The 18,046-nt window shown below is 68.7% G+C and carries 9 protein-coding genes; 8 read left to right on the forward strand and 1 reads right to left on the reverse strand.

The features are described 5' to 3' along the window. The first annotated feature begins 69 nt into the window (after window positions 1–69). The 8 genes from RSO01_RS19270 (at window position 70) to RSO01_RS19305 (ending at window position 17,373) form a co-directional block, all read left to right on the forward strand. Window positions 70–3,165, forward strand: coding sequence for an alpha-1,4-glucan--maltose-1-phosphate maltosyltransferase (locus RSO01_RS19270; RefSeq protein WP_218037390.1), 3,096 nt, complete (start codon window positions 70–72; stop codon window positions 3,163–3,165). Beyond that, window positions 3,162–6,449, forward strand: a complete 3,288-nt coding sequence (gene treS / locus RSO01_RS19275; protein ID WP_147150885.1) for a maltose alpha-D-glucosyltransferase — start codon at window positions 3,162–3,164, stop codon at window positions 6,447–6,449. The genes RSO01_RS19270 and treS overlap by 4 nt, the downstream gene beginning before the upstream one ends. Before the next feature lie 5 nt (window positions 6,450–6,454). After that, window positions 6,455–8,647: a 1,4-alpha-glucan branching protein GlgB gene (glgB, locus tag RSO01_RS19280; RefSeq protein ID WP_147150887.1), complete on the forward strand. Its 2,193-nt coding sequence runs from the start codon at window positions 6,455–6,457 to the stop codon at window positions 8,645–8,647. A 1-nt stretch (window position 8,648) separates the two neighbouring features. Further along, the gene (gene glgX / locus RSO01_RS19285) at window positions 8,649–10,766 is read left to right on the forward strand and encodes a glycogen debranching protein GlgX (RefSeq protein WP_147150889.1); all 2,118 of its coding nucleotides are present in this window, start codon (window positions 8,649–8,651) and stop codon (window positions 10,764–10,766) included. Continuing rightward, entirely contained in the window at window positions 10,763–12,520 is a 1,758-nt protein-coding gene (gene treZ, locus RSO01_RS19290) for a malto-oligosyltrehalose trehalohydrolase (protein WP_174825940.1), read from the forward strand. Before glgX ends, treZ begins: the two co-directional genes overlap by 4 nt. A gap of 10 nt (window positions 12,521–12,530) precedes the next feature. Then, on the forward strand, window positions 12,531–14,399 hold the full coding sequence (gene malQ, locus RSO01_RS19295) for a 4-alpha-glucanotransferase (protein WP_147150893.1): 1,869 nt from the start codon (window positions 12,531–12,533) through the stop codon (window positions 14,397–14,399). Continuing rightward, window positions 14,396–16,852 (forward strand): malto-oligosyltrehalose synthase, encoded by a 2,457-nt coding sequence (gene treY / locus RSO01_RS19300; RefSeq protein ID WP_147150895.1) that lies wholly within the window; start codon window positions 14,396–14,398, stop codon window positions 16,850–16,852. The genes malQ and treY overlap by 4 nt, the downstream gene beginning before the upstream one ends. Before the next feature lie 86 nt (window positions 16,853–16,938). Next, window positions 16,939–17,373, forward strand: coding sequence for a hypothetical protein (locus RSO01_RS19305; RefSeq protein ID WP_170303194.1), 435 nt, complete (start codon window positions 16,939–16,941; stop codon window positions 17,371–17,373). A 25-nt stretch (window positions 17,374–17,398) separates the two neighbouring features. On the opposite strand, the gene RSO01_RS19310 is transcribed toward RSO01_RS19305, so the two are convergent. After that, window positions 17,399–18,010 carry a hypothetical protein gene (locus tag RSO01_RS19310; RefSeq protein ID WP_147150899.1) on the reverse strand — a complete coding sequence of 204 codons (612 nt, stop codon included), beginning with the start codon at window positions 18,008–18,010 and terminating at the stop codon, window positions 17,399–17,401. Between the last annotated feature and the right edge of the window lie 36 nt (window positions 18,011–18,046).

Here is an 18,046-nt window from a genome sequence, read left to right on the forward strand (position 1 = left end):
ACCTGAGGCGGGTTCAGCGGTTTCTATCGGATGGGCAGGTGCTTGAAGTCCACGGCCGGATCGGCCGGGGTGGGGGAGGCTCGTCGGCGTCCGCAGGTGCGGACGCCCGGCATTTGTCATGTCGAGGACTTCCACGGCACCGATTGGCGGCCCCGGCTGGCCCGCGCCGCCGACCTGGGTCTCGACCACGTTTGCCTCAACCCGTTCCTGACGCGACGCAACGATCCGCTGCTGATCAGCGATCTTGCCAAACCCAACCCTGGCCTGGGAATCGGCGGGTCCATCGAAGACGTGGTCCGCGAGATGGCCGCGCTGTGCAAGCCGCAGGGCCTGGGCCTTTGTCTCGATGTCGTGCTCGACCGGTTGGCGTTTGACGGGGCGAGCGCCCACGAGGCCGGAGATCTGTTCGAGCGCCGGTACCAAAGCGATGTCGTCGATCCGCGAGCCGAAGGTTCGATCGCTCACGCCGTCACGGTGCGGCCCGACGCCGACCGAATCGCCTCATGGTGGGCTTCGCACCTTGTGCGACTGGCCGACGCCGGCGCGGCGGCCTTCCGTCTCCAGGGCCTCGATCTCCTGCCGGCCGGGGCTTTGCGCGAGATTGTTGCAGCGACCCGCCGCGAGAGCGCGTGCGCCTTATGGGCATGGACCCCCGGCCTCGCCTGGGCGAAGCACAGCGAGTTGGCAGGGGCGGGCCTCGACGGCGTCTTCGCCTCCACGGCCTGGTGGGATGGACGCGCCGCTTGGTACGGCGAGGAGCTCGATTCACTTGCCCGTGTTGCGCCGGCGATCGGCGTGGTTGCGGAAGCGCGCAGCCTGCCGGCGGACACCGCCGCGCGCCGTCGCGCATTGCGGCTCGCTGTCGCCACGACCGACGGCCTGTTCCTGCCGGAAGATTTTGCCGCTGGCGTCGAAGACGAGGTCCGGCGAGCGACGACCGATCTCCAGCGGCATCGCCTGCCGACGAAGTGTGTTCGTCGCCTGACAGGATCGTCGGCGCCAGTGACGGCGCTGGCGCGTCTCGATGCAGCCGATCCGCGGCAAGCGCAGCGTGGACTCGTCGTTCTGATCAACAATGATTTGGCCGCGGACCACGCCGTGCCGGTGAGCCTGGATCCACTCGATCCGGTTGGTGGCGCCGTGCTGGGCGAACCTCGCCTGCTCGACGGACGGCCGGTGCCCGATCGACTGCAGCCTGGTGAGGTGCTGATGGCTGAACTCGCTGCCGTCGATCCGGTAAAGGACGACGAATCGCACCCGGCCAGCGCCGCAGTGACCCGATCTCCGGTGGTGATCGATCGCGTCGTCCCCCAGGCACCGGGCTTCGCGGTCCGCCGCATCGTCGGCCGACCGATCGCAGTGGAGGCCGACATCTTCGCCGACGGCCACGATGTCCTGGCGGCGGAGCTACTGTGGCGCGAAGCCGGTGAATCGGAATGGCGGCGCTCGCCGATGGCTCCGCTCGGCAACGACCGCTGGCGCGGCAGCATGATGCCTCGGCGAGTTGGCCGGCATTTCTTCACCATCGAAGCCTGGCGTGACGAGTTTGGCAGCTTGAGCCACGCTCTCGAGGTCAAGAGCCATGCTGGCGTCGATGTCACCGTCGACATCGCCGATGCCGTCGCCTATCTGCGCCGGCTCGGCCTGGGCGAGCTCGTCGCCAAACTGGATCGCGCCGACGCCGCTGCCGCCGTGCGGCTGTTGACGGCTGCCGATACGCATCATCTGGTCGCGGCGACGGAGGTTCGGCATCTGCCGTGCCGGCATCCAGAAATCGCTGTCGAGGTCGAGCGGCCGCAGGCGGAGTTCGCGAGCTGGTACGAGCTCTTTCCCCGGTCGCTGGGGACCTTCAACGACGTCGTTGCCCATCTGCCGCGCGTTCGCGACATGGGGTTCGATGTGCTCTATTTCCCGCCCATCCATCCCATCGGCACGACCAATCGCAAGGGCCGCAACAATACGCTGAAGCCCGCGCCTGACGATCCCGGTAGTCCTTACGCCATCGGTGCCCGCGACGGCGGCCACGACGCGATCCACGCAGCGCTGGGCACACCGGAGGATTTCCGCCGTCTGGTGGCGGCTGCCCGTGAGCATGGCCTCGAGATTGCGCTCGACTTCGCCATCCAGTGTTCGCCCGACCATCCCTGGCTCAGGCAGCATCCTGAATGGTTCCGCCGCCGCGCCGACGGCTCGATCCGCTTCGCCGAGAACCCGCCCAAGAAGTACGAAGATATCGTCAACGTCGACTTCTACGCCGAAGGGGCGATGCCCGAGCTGTGGGTGGCGTTGCGCGATGTCGTGCTGCACTGGGCCGACGAAGGCGTGCGCATCTTCCGTGTCGACAATCCGCACACCAAGCCGCTGCCCTTCTGGGAGTGGATGATCGCCGATGTGCGCGGCCGGCATCCTGATGTGATCTTCCTGGCCGAGGCCTTCACGCGGCCCGCCATGATGTACCGCCTCGCCAAGGTCGGTTTCTCGCAGTCGTACACCTACTTCACTTGGCGCAATAACAAGGGCGAGATCGCCGACTATCTGCGCGAGCTCACCACGACGGACGTGGCGGACTATTACCGGCCGCATTTCTTCGTCAATACACCCGACATCAATCCCTATTTCCTGCAGAGCTCGGGCCGTGCCGGCTTCCTGATCCGCGCCGCCCTGGCTGCGACCTTGTCCGGCCTGTGGGGTGTCTATTCCGGCTTCGAGGTCTGTGAAGCCGCTGCCCTGCCGGGCCGCGAGGAGTACCTCGATTCGGAGAAGTACGAGGCGCGGCGGCGCGATTTCAATGCGCCCGGCAACATCGTGGCCGAGATCACCGCGCTCAATCGCCTGCGCCGCCTGCATCCCGCGCTCCACAGTCATCTTGGCGTGCGCTTCTACAACGCCTTCAACGACCAGGTCCTGGTCTACGGCAAGCCGTCGCCCGACGGCGCGGAGATGATCCTGGTAGCCGTCAGTTTCGATCCTCACCACGCGCAGGAAGCGTCGTTCGAGGTGCCCTTGTGGGAGTGGAGGCTGCCCGACAACGGCGCCGTGGAAGTCGAGGATCTCATGCGCAACAATCGATTCGTCTGGCAAGGCAAGGTGCAGCACGTGCGGCTCGATCCGGCTGATTTGCCGTTCGCCATCTGGCGAATCACGCCGATGGGAGCCCGGCCATGAACGCGCCCCTGGCTGCCACCCAGCTGCCCGTTGCCCAGGACGTGCTCTGGTACAAGGACGCGATCATCTACCAGCTCCATATCAAGTCGTTCTTCGATTCGGACAATGACGGCATCGGCGATTTCCCCGGCCTGATCTCCAAGCTCGACTACATTGCCGAACTCGGGGTCAACACGCTGTGGCTGCTGCCATTCTATCCGTCGCCGCGCCTCGACGACGGCTACGACATCGCCGAATACACCGCCGTTCATCCCGAGTACGGTACGCTCGACGACGCCAAGCGCTTCATCGACGAGGCCCATCGCCGCGGCATCCGCGTCATCACCGAGCTCGTCATCAACCACACGTCCGACCAGCATGCCTGGTTCCAACGTGCCCGCCTGGCGCCACCCGGCTCGCCCGAGCGTGATTTCTATGTCTGGTCGGACAACGACCAGAAATACGCCGGCACGCGCATCATCTTCGTCGACACCCAGCGCTCGAACTGGACCTGGGATCCCGCCGCCAACGCCTACTACTGGCACCGCTTCTACGCCCACCAGCCTGACCTCAACTTCGACAATCCGGCCGTCATGGACGCGGTGCTGGGCGTCATGCGCTTCTGGCTCGACCTCGGCGTCGATGGCCTGCGGCTCGATGCCGTGCCGTACCTCGTCGAGCGCGAGGGCACGAACAACGAGAACCTGCCCGAGACCCACGACGTGCTGCGCCGCATCCGGGCCGAGATCGACACCCATTATCCCGGCCGCATGCTGCTGGCTGAGGCCAACCAATGGCCGGAGGACACCAAGGAGTATTTCGGCAACGGCGATGAATGCCATATGGCATTCCACTTCCCGCTGATGCCGCGCATGTATATGGCGCTGGCCCGCGAGGACCGCTTCCCGATCACCGACATCATGCGCCAGACGCCGCAGATCCCCGAGACCTGCCAATGGGCGATCTTCCTGCGTAATCACGACGAGCTGACGCTCGAGATGGTGACCGATTCCGAACGCGACTATCTCTGGCAGACCTACGCGACCGACCGTCGTGCCCGCCTCAATCTCGGCATCCGCCGGAGGCTGGCGCCGCTGCTCGAGCGTGACCGCCGCCGCATCGAGCTGATGAACTGCCTGCTGTTCTCGATGCCGGGCGCGCCGGTGATCTACTACGGGGACGAGCTCGGCATGGGTGACAACATCCGGCTGGGCGATCGCGACGGCGTGCGCACGCCCATGCAGTGGTCGCCCGACCGCAACGGCGGCTTCTCGCGTGCCGATCCGGCGGCGCTGGCGCTGCCGGTCATCATGGACGCGCTCTACGGTTACGAGATCGTCAATGCCGAGGCCCAGACGCGCGACGTCCATTCGCTGCTGCATTGGATGCGCCGCACCCTGGCCATCCGGCGCATGCACGCCGCCTTCGGCCGCGGCAGCCTGCGCTTTCTCTATCCGAAGAACCGCAAGGTCCTGGCCTACCTGCGCGAACTCGACGGCGAGGTCATCCTGTGCGTGGCCAACGTTTCGCGCACGCCGCAGGCGGTCGAGCTCGACCTCTCGGAGTTCACGGGCCGTGTCCCCGTCGAGCTGAACGGCGGCTCGCTGTTTCCGCCGATCGGCCAGCTCACCTATCTGCTGACGCTGTCGCCCTACGGTTTCTACTGGTTCATCCTGACGACCGAGACCGACGCGCCGTCATGGCACACGCCGGCGCCGGAGCCGCTGCCGGACTACGTCACCGTCGTGTTGCGCAACCAGCTCGACCAGGCCCTGGAAGCGGCCGCGCCGGTACTGGAACGCGAGACCCTGCCGCCCTACCTGCAGAAGCGCCGCTGGTTCGGCGCCAAGGACCAGGTGCTGCAAGGCGCCCACATCGCCTATCTGGCTCCGCTCGGCGGCGAGCGTGACCTGCTGTTGGCGGAGATCGAGGTCAAGACCGGCAGTGGGACCACGCGCTGGCAGTTGCCCCTGTCGATGTGCTGGGAGGATGAACCGACGTCCGCGCTGCCCTCCCAGCTTGCCTTGGCGCGCGTCCGGCGCGGACGGCGCGTGGGATTGCTGACCGATGCCTTTTCCCTGGCGGGCTTCGCCCGCCGCATGCTGGAGGCGCTGGCCAATAGCGAACGCATCGATACGCCGGAAGGCCAGATCGTCTTCGAGCCCATGCCGGACAAGGTCGAGGTGCTGAGCCGCCCGGCCGACGCCCAGGTCATGTGGCTGACCGCCGAGCAATCGAACAGCTCGCTGACTGTCGACGATGCCGTCATGCTGAAGATCTTCCGCTCCATCTCGACCGGCCAGCATCCCGAGGCCGAGATGAGCCGCTATCTGACGTCCCAGGGTTTCGCCAATGCGCCGGCGCTGCTGGGCGAAGTGAGCCGCATCGACCGCGACGGAGAGCGCCATGTGCTGGCCGTGGCGCAGGCTTTCGTGCGTAACCAGGGCGATGCCTGGACCTGGGCCCTCAACCAGGCCAATCGCGCGTTCGACGCCACGGCGAGCCGCGAAGCCTCGGCGGAGGCCCGCGGTGACGACATCCGCGACTATCATGCGCTTGCCGCCACGATCGGCCGGCAGCTGGGCAACATGCATGTCGTGCTGGCGCGGCCGACGGATAATCCGGATTTCGCCCCGCAACGCGCGACTGCTGCAGACGTCGATGCCTGGATCGAGCGGGCGACCGGGCTGCTCGCGCGGGCGTTCGACGCCATCGCGGCGCGTGGGAGTTGGGACAACGAGACCATCGAGGCCGGGGCCAAGGAGCTGCTGGCCAACCGCGAGGCACTGCATGAGGTGCTGCAGCGGCTTGGCCGCCAGGGCGAAGGCGGCCTGATGACGCGCATCCACGGCGATTTCCATCTCGGCCAGGTGCTGGTCGCCAGCGCCGACGCCTACATCATCGACTTCGAAGGCGAGCCGGCGCGCCCTGTCGAGGAGCGCCGGCGCAAGGCCAGCCCGTTGCGTGATGTCGCCGGGCTGTTGCGCTCGATCGACTATGCCGCCGCGACGACCCTCGATCCGAAGAACGTGCTCGCCAGCCGCCTCTCGCCGGGGCGGCGCGACCGGCTGATGACGCGGCTGCGCGAAGGGGCGGAGAAGTCCTTCCTCGGCGCCTATCGCGAGGCCGTGACCGGCCTGCCTTCGATGGGCGGCCCGTCGCTGCTCGATTTCTTCCTGATTGAGAAGGCCGCTTACGAAGTCGGCTATGAGGCAGCCAACCGGCCGAACTGGCTGATCGTCCCGGTGAGCGGGCTCGCGCGCATCGCCACGCGCCTGCTCAAGACCGCACGGAGCAAAGTGTGAACGAAATGACCAGACCGCAGCTCGACCGCGGTGAGGTCGAGGCGCTGATGACGGCGCGTCATCGCGATTCCTTCCGCGTGCTGGGGCCGCATGACGGCCCCGATGGCCGCACCATCCGTGCCTATCTGCCGGGCGCGCAGTCGGTCGAGGTACTGCGTCGCTCTGATCGTGCCTCCCTGGGAACGTTGCCCGAGGTCCAGCCCGGGCTGTTCGAGGGCGCCGTGGCCGACGCGTCGCCTTATCTGCTGCGCATCCAGTGGCCGGGCGCGGTGCAGGAGACCGAGGATCCCTATGCCTTCGAGCCGGTGCTGGGCGAGCTCGACCTGCACCTGTTCAATGAGGGCCGACACTTCCATCTGGCCGAGGCGCTCGGCGCCAACGTCGTCACGATCGACGGTGTGCAGGGCGTGCGCTTCGCCGTGTGGGCTCCGAATGCCGAGCGTGTGGCGGTGATCGGCGATTTCAATTCGTGGGATGCGCGGCGCCATCCCATGCGGCTGCGCTATCCGTCCGGCATCTGGGAGCTGTTCGTGCCGCGGGTCGCCGCGGGCGCACACTACAAGTACGACATCATGGGACCGGGCGGCGTGCGCCAGGCCAACAAGGCCGATCCGATGGCGCAGCAAGCCGAGGTGGCGCCCGGCACCGCCTCGATCGTTGCCTCGCCGCGGCCGTTCCGATGGACCGACGACAAATGGCTCGCAGGCCGTGCGCAACGCCAGGCACCGCAGGCGCCGCTCTCGATCTACGAGGTGCATATCGGCTCGTGGCTGAGGTCCGGCGATTCGCATGGCTCGGTGTGGGATCTCGCCGTCGATCGGCTGATCCCGTACCTCACCGAGCTGGGCTTCACTCACGTCGAGCTGCTGCCCATCACCGAGCATCCGTTCGGTGGTTCGTGGGGCTACCAGCCGCTGGGGCTGTTCGCGCCGTCCGCGCGCTTCGGCCCGCCGGAAGGATTCGCCCGCTTCGTCGATGCCCTGCATGCCAACAACATCGGCCTGCTGCTCGACTGGGTGCCGGCGCATTTCCCGACCGATCCGCATGGCCTGGCGCGCTTCGACGGCACGGCGCTCTACGAGCATCTCGATCCGCGCGAAGGCTTCCACCGCGACTGGAACACCTACATCTATAATTTCGGTCGCCGCGAGGTGCAGGGCTTCCTGATCGCGAGCGCGCTGCACTGGCTGGAGCGCTATCACGTCGACGGACTCCGGGTCGATGCCGTGGCCTCGATGCTCTATCGCGACTACAGCCGGCCGGCCGATGCTTGGATCCCCAACGTCTATGGCGGTCGCGAGAACCTCGAGGCCGTGGGCTTCCTGCGCCATCTCAACGCCGTCGTGGCCGAGCGTTGTCCCGGCGCCATCGTCGTCGCCGAGGAATCGACCGCCTGGCCCGGCGTCACCCAGGCGCAGCCCGATGGGCTCGGCTTCTCCTACAAGTGGAACATGGGATGGATGCACGACACGCTGCGCTACATCGAGCACGAGCCCATCCATCGCGCCTTCCACCACGACGACATCACCTTCGGCCTGCTCTACGCCTTCTCTGAGAAATTCATCCTGCCGATCTCGCACGACGAGGTCGTCCACGGAAAAGGCTCGCTGCTGGGCAAGATGCCGGGCGATACGTGGCAGCGCTTCGCCAACCTGCGCGCCTATCTCGGCTTCATGTGGGCGCATCCCGGCAAGAAGCTCCTGTTCATGGGCTGCGAGATTGCCCAGCCGCGCGAGTGGAACCACGACGCCGAGATCGACTGGGCCCTGCTCGGTGATCCGGCCCATGCCGGCATCCAGCGCCTGGTGCGCGACCTCAACCGCCTCTACACCGCAGAGCCCGCCTTGTATCGGCGTGACGCCGAACCCGAAGGCTTCCGCTGGCTGATCGGCGACGATCGCGCCAATTCCGTCTTCGCCTTTCTGCGCCAAGGACATGAGGAGGGCGGGAAGGGCGATGCGCCGATCCTGGTCGTTTGCAACATGACGCCGGTGCCGCGGCATGGCTATCGCGTGGGCGTGCCGCGGCCCGGCCGCTGGCGCGAGATCGCCAACACCGATTCTCGCTTCTACGGCGGCAGCGACCTCGGCAATGACGGCGGGGCCGTCGCCCACGACCAGCCCTCGCACGGCGAGGCGCAATCCGTCCTGCTGACCCTGCCGCCGCTCGCCACGGTGATGCTGCGCGCGGAGGGCTGAGATGGCGTGGCCCGATCGCCTGCTGGCGGGTTCGCCCTATCCGCTGGGCGCCACCTGGGATGGGCTCGGCACCAACTTCGCGGTGTTCTCCGCCCACGCCACCAAGGTCGAGCTCTGCATCTTCGACCCGTCGGGTCGTCGCGAGATCGCGCGCTTCCAATTGCCGGAATGCACCGACGAGGTCTGGCACGGCTACATGCCCAACGCGCGCGCCGGCCTGATCTACGGCTATCGCGCCTATGGGCCGTACGAGCCGCAGCACGGCCATCGCTTCAACCATCACAAGCTTCTGCTCGATCCCTATGCCAAGCGCATCGCCGGTGAATTGCGGCCGTCCGACGCGCTTTACGGCTATCGGGTGAATTCGCCGCGCGCCGATCTTTCCTTCGATCGCCGCGACAGCGCGCCGGGCATGCTGAAGGCCGTCGTCACCGACGACAGCTTCAACTGGGCCGACGATCGCCCGCCCAACGTGCCGTGGTCCGATACGGTGATCTACGAAACCCACGTCCGCGGGCTCAGCATGCTGCGCCATGACCTCAGGCCCAACGAGCGCGGCACCTTCGCGGCCGTCGGTAATCCGCACTTCATCGAGCACATCAAGCGGCTCGGCGTCACGGCCGTCGAGCTGATGCCGATCAATGCCTTCGTGCAGGACCGCACCTTGCTGCAGAAGGGGCTGCGCAACTACTGGGGCTACAACACCGTCGGCTTCTTCGCGCCCGAGCCGCGCTACCTGTCGGACAACACGCTCGATGAGATGCGCATCGCCGTCCGCCGCCTGCATGCCGCCGGCATCGAGCTGATCCTCGACGTCGTCTACAACCATACCGCCGAGGGCAGTGAGCTGGGGCCGACCCTGTCGTTCCGCGGCCTCGACAATGCCAGCTACTACCGCCTGGTCGCCGACAATCCGCGTCATTGTGTCAACGACACCGGCACCGGCAACACGGTGAACCTTTCGACGCCGCGCGTGTTGCAGATGGTGATGGATTCGCTGCGCTACTGGGTCACCTCCTTCCATGTCGACGGCTTCCGCTTCGACCTCGGCGTCACGCTGGGCCGCGAGGCGCACGGCTTCGATCCCAACTCCGGCTTCTTCGACGCCATCCGCCAGGATCCCGTGCTGTCGCGCGTAAAACTGATCTCCGAGCCGTGGGATATCGGGCCGGGCGGCTATCAGCTCGGCAACCATCCGCCGGGCTTCGCCGAGTGGAATGACCGTTTTCGCGACGGCATCCGCCGCTACTGGCGCGGCGACGAGGGTCAGCGATCGGATTTCGCCGCGCGCCTCGCCGGCTCGGCCGACCTGTTCGACAAGCGGGCGCGAAGGCCGTGGGCGTCGATCAACTTCGCCGCCAGCCACGACGGCTTCACCCTGGCCGACACGGTGAGCTACGCCGAGCGCCACAACGAGGCCAACGGCGAGGACAACAACGACGGCCACGCCGATAACCACTCGGCCAACTGGGGGGCCGAGGGCCCGACCGACGATCCCGCCATCCTCGATACACGCCGGCGTCTGCAGCGCGCGCTGCTGGCCACCGTGTTCCTGGCGCAAGGCACGCCCATGGTGCTGGGCGGCGACGAGTTCGGCCGCACGCAGAAGGGCAACAACAACGCCTACTGCCAGGACAACGAGATCTCGTGGGTCGACTGGAAGCAGGCCGAGGGCGAGGATGGCAGGAACCTCACGCGGTTCGCCGCCAGGATCGCCGATATACGCCGCCGCCACGCGGTGCTGCGAGCGCCTCGCTTCATGCACGGCCAGGACGAGCTGGTGGACGGTATTCGCGACATCGCCTGGTTCGACGTCTCCGGCGAGCTGGTCTCCAATGATTCATGGAACAACCCGAAGGAGCAGCGCCTGGTGCTGCGCCTCGCCGGCCGCAACGGCGACGGCGCGGTCTCGATCCTGACGGCGTTCTTCAATGCAACCGGCGAGCCGCAGCTTTTCCGCCTGCCGCCGCCCGGCCGCCCGGCGCGCCTGCTGGTGGACAGCAGCGAGCCTGATGCGCCCGAGCGCTACCTCAGCAGCGACGACCTGATGATCGGCCCACGCAGCGTCGTGCTGACCTTGAGCAGCCTCAAGGATCGGCCCCAGGGTCGGCAATCGTGACCGCCTTCGCGCGCGACCTGCCGTTCGGCGCCACCCTGATCGATCCCGACCATACGCGCTTTCGCCTGTGGGCTCCCGGCCAGCCGGAGGTCGCCGTCGACGTCGACGGGTTGGGCATCGTGGCGATGACGCGCGCCGGCGAGGGTTGGTTCGAGGCCGAGGCGGCGTGCGGCGCGGGCGCGCGCTATCGCTATCGTCTGGCCGACGGGCTTGCCGTGCCCGATCCGGCGTCGCGCGCCCAGGGTCGCGACGTCCATGATCCCAGCCTTGTCGTCGATCCGCGTGCCTATCGTTGGCGGCACCCCGGTTGGCGCGGCCGTCGCTGGCCGGAAACCGTGCTCTACGAGCTTCATGCCGGCGTCCTCGGCGGTTTCGCCGGCGTGGCCGCAATGCTGCCGGAGCTGGCCGAGCTCGGCGTCACCGCGGTCGAGCTCATGCCGGTCAACGATTTCCCGGGCCAGCGCAACTGGGGCTACGACGGCGTGCTGCCCTTCGCGCCCGACGCCGCCTATGGCACGCCCGACGATCTGAAGGCGCTGGTCGATGCGGCGCACGGCCTCGGCCTGATGGTCTTCCTCGACGTCGTCTACAACCACTTCGGGCCCGACGGAAACTACCTCGCCGCTTACGCCCCGGGCTTTTTCCGCAGCGACGTCGCCACGCCCTGGGGGACCGCCATCGATTTTCGCCGAGCCGAGGTGCGCCGCTTCTTCATCGAGAACGCCCTCTACTGGCTGATGGAGTATCGCTTCGACGGCCTGCGTTTCGATGCCGTGCATGCCATCGGATCACCCGATTGGCTGGATGAGATGGCGGCCGAGGTCCGGGCCACCGTCGAACCGGGCCGCCATGTCCATCTCGTGCTCGAGCATGACGGCAACGTCGCCGACCATCTGCGCCGCGACTTCGACGCCCAGTGGAACGACGATGCGCATCACGTCCTGCATGTCCTGCTGACCGGCGACGCCGACGGTTACTACGCCGACTACGCCGATCGGCCGGCCGAGCGCCTGGCGCGTTGCCTCGGCGAGGGCTTCGTCTATCAGGGCGAGCCCTCCGCCTATCGCAAGGGCGAGTGCCGCGGGACGCCCAGCGCGGATCTCGGCCCCACAGCCTTTGTGCTGTTCCTGCAGAACCACGACCAGGTGGGCAACCGACCGTTCGGCGACCGCCTGGTCGAGCGCGCCGATCCCGCGGCCCTGGAGGCCGCGATCGCCCTGCAACTCCTCTGCCCGCAGATCCCGTTGATCTTCATGGGCGAGGAGGGGGCGAGCCGCACGCCCTTTCTCTTCTTCACCGACCATCACGGCGAGCTCGCCAAGGCCGTGCGTGAGGGGCGGCGCCGCGAGTTCGCGGCCTTCAAGGGCTTCCATGACGGCGAGACGGCCCAATCGATTCCCGATCCCAATGCGCTCGCGACCTTCGAGAGCAGCCGGCCGGTCGCCGACGGTGCGGACAGGCGCGACCTCTATCGCCGGCTATTGGCGCTGCGCGCGGCGGCCCTGGTGCCGCATCTTGGCGGCACGCGCTCGATCTCGGCCAAGGCTGTCGGTCCCGCTTGCGTCGCCGCCCGCTGGCGGCTCGGCAACGGCGCCGTGCTGGCGCTGGTCAGCAATCTCGGTCGTAGCGACTGCGCGGTCGATCCGCCGAAAGGCGACCTGCTGTTCGAGACCCGCGCTGGCGCCGGCGAAGACGTTCGCGCCGGCCGCCTCGCCGGACCCGCGACCGTGGCCTTCCTGGAACCTGCAAGGTGAGCGCTTTGGGATGAACGAGGAAGCGGTCCTGGCCCACGCCCGCGCCGTCGGCATTGCCGTCGACTGGACCGATGCCATGGGCCGCCCGCAGCGCGTCAGGACCGAGGCTTTGCGCCGCCTGCTCGAGGCGCTGGACGGCGTCGACGCACCGTCGACGCCGCCGCTGCTCACGGCGCGCATCGGCCGGCCGATCGCGATCCCCGGCATCGATGCCGACCATGCGGCGGAGTTGGCGCTGGAGGACGGCGGGGTGAAGGCCGTCACCATCCGCGCCGGCACGCTGCCGGGCATCGCGCAACCGGGCTATCACCGCCTGCGCTTCGCCGGGCGCGAGATCATCCTCGCCGTGGCGCCGCCGCGCTGCGTCACCTTGCAGGACATCGGCGGGGGCGAGCGGATGTGGGGCGTGGCCGCGCAGGTCTACAGCCTGCGCCGCGCCGGCGATGGCGGCATCGGCGATGTCGGCGCCGTGCGCGACCTTGCCGAGGCGGCGGCCAGGCATGGCGCCGACGCCGTGGCGCTCAGCCCCGTGCACAGCCTGTTCCCGCACGATCCGGGGCGGTGCGGGCCCTACTCGCCGTCGAGCCGGCTGTTCCTCAATCCGCTCTATGCCGATCCGGCGGCGACCTTCGATGCCGGGGTCGTCGCCGCCGACGAGTCGCTGGAGCGTGCAACGCTGATCGACTGGGCGGCCGCCGGCGCGGCCAAGTTCGCCCGCCTGCGCGCCCTGTTCGACGAATTCGACCAGGTCGACACGCCGCTGCTGCGCGAGTTCGAGCTGTTCGTCGCCGAAGGCGGCGAGGCCCTGCTGCAGCATGCCCGGTTCGAAGCCGAGCAGGCCGCCACTGGACCGGTGAGCGGCTCGGAGCGCTACCAGCTCTTCCTGCAATGGATCACGGCGCGCTCCTTTGCCGCCGCGCAGCAGGCGGCCAAGGCCGCCGGCATGCGCATCGGCCTTTTGAGCGACCTCGCGATCGGCATGGACCGCGCCGGCAGCCATGCCTGGGCGCGTCAGTCCGACCTGCTGATGGGCCTGTCGATCGGCGCCCCGCCCGATGCCTTCAATCCGCACGGCCAGGACTGGGGCCTGACCGGCTTTTCGCCCGGCGCCCTGGTGGCCACGGGCTTCGATCCCTTCCTCGCCACCCTGCGCGCGGCGCTCGCCCATGCCGGCGGCGTGCGCATCGATCACATCATGGGGCTGATGCGGCTCTGGCTGATCCCGCGCGGCCAGCCGGCGAGCGAGGGCGCCTATCTCGCCTATCCCCTGGAGGATCTGCTGAACCTGCTGGCGCTGGAATCGCACCGCCATCGAGCGGTGGTGATCGGCGAGGATCTCGGCACCGTGCCGCCGGGCTTCCGCAGCCGCCTGCGCCGCGCCGGCATCGCCGGCATGGACGTGCTGTGGTTCGAGCGCACGCGTCTCAACTTCAAGAAGCCGTCGCTCTGGCGCGCCGACGCGGTCGCCATGACCACCACCCACGACCTGCCGACCGTGGCCGGCTGGTGGAGCGGCGAGGACATCCGCACCCGCCGCGCGCTCGGCCTCGGCGCGCCCGGCGAGGACCAGGCGCGCGCCCAGGACCGCACGCGCCTGTGGCGCGCTTTTGCCAACGCCGGCCTCGACGGCGGGATGCCGCCTGCCGACCAGCCGGCGCACGCCGTCGATGCGGCGCTGGGCTACGTCGCCCAGGCACGCTCGCCGCTGATGCTGGCGCCGTTGGAAGATCTGCTGGGCCTGGTCGATCAGCCCAACCTGCCGGGAACGATCGATGAGCATCCCAACTGGCGTCGTCGCCTGGAACCGCCGGCGCGCGAGCTGTTCGAGGCGCCTGCCGTGCGCGCCCGCGTCGATCTCATCCGCGGCCACCGGCGATGACACCCTCATCTTCGAGTCCGGGCGCCACGCTGCGCCTGCAATTCCATCGCGGCTTCACCTTCGCCGATGCCGAGGCCCTGGTGCCGTACTTCGCACGGCTGGGCATCAGCCACCTCTATGCCTCGCCCATCGCCACCGCGCGGCCGGGCTCGCAGCATGGCTACGACGTGATCGATCCCACCCGCGTCAATCCCGAGCTGGGGGGCGAGCCGGGCCTGCGCGCGCTCTCGGCGGCACTGGCAGCGAAGGGCATGGACCTGATCGTCGACATCGTGCCCAACCACATGGCGGCCGACACGGCCAACGCCTGGTGGGCCGACGTTCTGCGCCATGGCCGCGCCAGCCGCTTCGCCCGCTGGTTCGACATCGACTGGGAGGCCGACGACAAGGTCCTGCTGCCGATCCTCGGTCGCCCGCTCGACGAGGTGCTGGCCGCGGGTGAGCTCACCCGAGACGGCGACGCCTTCGTCTATTTCTCGCACCGGCTCCCCGCCGTCGACGGCGGCCTGGAGCGCCAGCACTGGCGCCTGGCCTGGTGGCGCAGCGCCGGCGATCGCATCAACTGGCGGCGCTTCTTCGACATCAACGAGCTGGTCTGCCTGCGCATGGAGGAGCCGGCGGCCTTCGAGGCCGTCCATGCCCTGCCGCTCCGCCTGCATGCCGAGGGCATCGTCGACGGCCTGCGCGTCGACCATGTCGACGGCCTGACCGATCCCGCTGCCTACTGTCGCACCTTGCGCGCGCGGCTGCGGCCCGGGGCGTATCTCGTGGTCGAGAAGATCCTGTTGGCCGGCGAGTCCCTGCCCGCCGAATGGGGCTGCGACGGCACGACCGGCTACGACTTCATGGATGAGGTCAGCGCCTTGCAGCACGACCCGGCCGGCGAGCGCGTGCTGGCCGAAGCCTGGTCCTTATTGAGTGGCCGGCCGGCCGACTTCGCCGCCGAGGAGGAGCCGGCCCGCCGCGAGGTCCTGGCGCGGAGCTTCGGCGCCCAGCTCGACGCCTGCGCCGCCGCCTTCTCCGGTGGCGAGCTGGCGCGCCCGCTGCTGCGCCGCGTCCTGGGCGAGCTGCTGGCGCATTTCCCAGTCTATCGCACCTATGGCCGCGATGGCGTGCTCTCGGCAGCCGATCGCGCCGTGCTCGACCGCGCCGCCGCCGGCGCGCGCCGCACCTGTCTTGCGACCGACCGCTGGGCGATCGATCCGCTGCTCGCGCGCTTTTCCGAGCGCGACCGCCAAAGCGCCGTGGCGCGCTTCCAGCAGCTCAGCGCGCCGATCGCCGCCAAGGCGGTCGAGGACACCGGCTTCTATCGCTATGGCCGCCTGCTGTCGCGCAACGATGTCGGCTTCGATCCCGCGACCTTCGCGCTCGATGCGGACGCCTTCCACCGTCGCATGCAGCGCCGCCGCACCGACTGGCCGCGCGCCCTGCTGGCCACCGCCACCCACGACCACAAGCGCGGCGAGGATGTGCGCGCGCGGCTCGCCGTGCTGAGCGGCATGGCGACGGAATGGGCCGCCCTGCAGCGCAACTGGGTCGAGGCCAGCCGGCCGCTCACACGAGACGGCGCTCCTTCCTCTGGCGACGTCGCCATGCTGCTGCAGACGATCGTCGGCGCCTGGCCCTTCGATCTCGACGCCGGCGACCGTGCGGGGCGCCACGCCTTTGCCGAGCGCCTGGTCGCCTGGCAGCAGAAGGCGTTGCGCGAGGCCAAGCTTGCCAGCGACTGGGCGGCGATCGACGAGGGCTACGAAGCGGCGGCACACGACTTCACCTTGGCGCTGGTGGCCGAGGCTGCATTGCCCGACCTGCTGCAGCGCATCGCCAGCCTGGTGCGTCGCATCGCACCGGCTGGCGCGCTCAACGGCCTGGCGCAATGCCTGCTGCGCATGACCGTGCCGGGCGTGCCCGATCTCTACCAGGGCACCGAGCTCTGGGACCTGAGCCTGGTCGACCCCGACAACCGCCGGCCGGTCGATTGGCAGCGGCGCATCGCGGGCCCGCCCGCCGAACCGCTGCCGGCGCTGGCCGCGCACTGGCGCGACGGCGCGATCAAGCAGGGCCTGGTTGCGCGCGTCCTGGCGCTTCGCCGGCGCCTCTCGCCGCTGTTCGAGGACGGCGACTATCGGCCGGTCCCGCTGGAAGGGCCGCTGGCCGATGCCATGATCGCCTTCGTCCGCCGCCGGCCGGAATCCTGGGCCCTGGTCGTGGCGCCGCGGTTGGCGCTGCGCCTGCCGCTGTTGGCGGATGAGCTGCGCCTGGTGCCCGATGGCTGGCGCGATATCGTTGCCCTTCTGGACGATGTTCCCCACGGCGTGACGGACGCTTTCGATGCCGCACCAATCGACATCGGAGGCGGCCGCGTGCCGCTGGCCGCGATATGCCCGACGCTGCCGCTCGCCCTCGTCTGGGCCGACACGACCATGCGGGCCCGGGTGCCGCTTTATCCCTGAGCGTCGAGTCACGGTCACCAAAATGCCACGCGACTTCCGCGCCAGTTCTGCTAACGGCTCCGGCATCTGGTGTGGGGAGGGGAATGATGCCGATCGTATGGGGCGTAAATCACGCCGCGCGGCTCGTGTCCGCCAAGGCCACGGGTGAGCTGGGCAGGACGGACTTCGAGGATTATCTCGACGGGCTGGAGGCGGCGGCCACCTTGTCCTACCGCAAGGTGCTGGACATGACGCAGAGCCGCCTCGCTTTGAGCAGCGACGACATGGCGGCTCTCGGTGCTCGCATCCGTGCGCACGAGAGCATGAGGCCGATGGGCAGCGTCGCCGTCATCGCCGGTTCCGACGAGCTCTACGACCGATTCCGGCTCTTCGAGAGCGTCGTCGACGCCGACCGGCCGCTGAAGATCTTTCGCGATGCCGAGTTGGCCTACGCCTGGCTGACCGTCGACTTGCCCGAAGGGCGCGAGCTCGCCGAGACGCGGCGGTTGGCGGCCCGGCCAGCGGCCTTCGGCGCCAGCTGACCGTTCGGTCGCCGGTTCCGCTCGGCTATCGTGCGGCCGACGTCAGCGCGCCGTAGAGGGTGAGCCTGCCGGCCGGTCCGTCGATCATCAGCGTCCACTCGGTGAACTCGGATGCCTCGGTGCAGCCGCGGCCGCGGCCATGCACGATCAGCGTCACCTTTGGATCGCCACCCTCGATCAGCGGCCGCAGCACGCCGGTGGCCGTCGCAGCGCCGCTGAGCTGCCATTCCTTGTAGAAGGCGGGACCGAGCCCGGCATCGGGTTCCGGCCCGCGCGGATCGACCTCGAAGATCGAGATCGTGTCGGGCACGGCGAACGCGACGTCACTGGTGCGATCGGCCTCGTCGCGGAAGGCGAACACGATCTCCGTCTTCGTGCGCCTGACCGCGAGCTGAAGGGTGGGGCCGAAATCCTTGAGGTCGATTGGATGGTCGGCCGCGCCCTGGGCGACGAAGGCTTCGTCGGCGAAGGTCATCTGCTCCATCATGTCGAGCCGGTGGGGGCTCAGCGTCTCGACCGCGACGTAGCGGCCGCCCCGGTTGGTGCAGCAGGCGCAGGCCAGGGCGGCGTCGGTGGCGAACCACAGCGTCATCAGCACTGACACCAGGCCGACCAAGGTGTGGAGGTGTCGTCTCATGGTTCGATTGCCCGGCGCGGCGATCGTTCCAGGGGA

The sequence above is a fragment of the Reyranella soli genome (assembly GCF_007992495.1).
Lineage (GTDB): Bacteria > Pseudomonadota > Alphaproteobacteria > Reyranellales > Reyranellaceae > Reyranella > Reyranella soli.

What these genes read in the sequence shown, in the direction of transcription:
- treS (WP_147150885.1), top strand. Translation starts at nt 3,162, where the DNA reads ATGAACGCGCCCCTGGCTGCCACCCAGCTGCCCGTTGCCCAGGACGTG.
- glgB (WP_147150887.1), top strand. Translation starts at nt 6,455, where the DNA reads ATGACCAGACCGCAGCTCGACCGCGGTGAGGTCGAGGCGCTGATGACG.
- glgX (WP_147150889.1), top strand. Translation starts at nt 8,649, where the DNA reads ATGGCGTGGCCCGATCGCCTGCTGGCGGGTTCGCCCTATCCGCTGGGC.
- malQ (WP_147150893.1), top strand. Translation starts at nt 12,531, where the DNA reads ATGAACGAGGAAGCGGTCCTGGCCCACGCCCGCGCCGTCGGCATTGCC.
- treY (WP_147150895.1), top strand. Translation starts at nt 14,396, where the DNA reads ATGACACCCTCATCTTCGAGTCCGGGCGCCACGCTGCGCCTGCAATTC.
- RSO01_RS19305 (WP_170303194.1), top strand. Translation starts at nt 16,939, where the DNA reads ATGCCGATCGTATGGGGCGTAAATCACGCCGCGCGGCTCGTGTCCGCC.
- RSO01_RS19310 (WP_147150899.1), bottom strand. Translation starts at nt 18,010, where the DNA reads ATGAGACGACACCTCCACACCTTGGTCGGCCTGGTGTCAGTGCTGATG.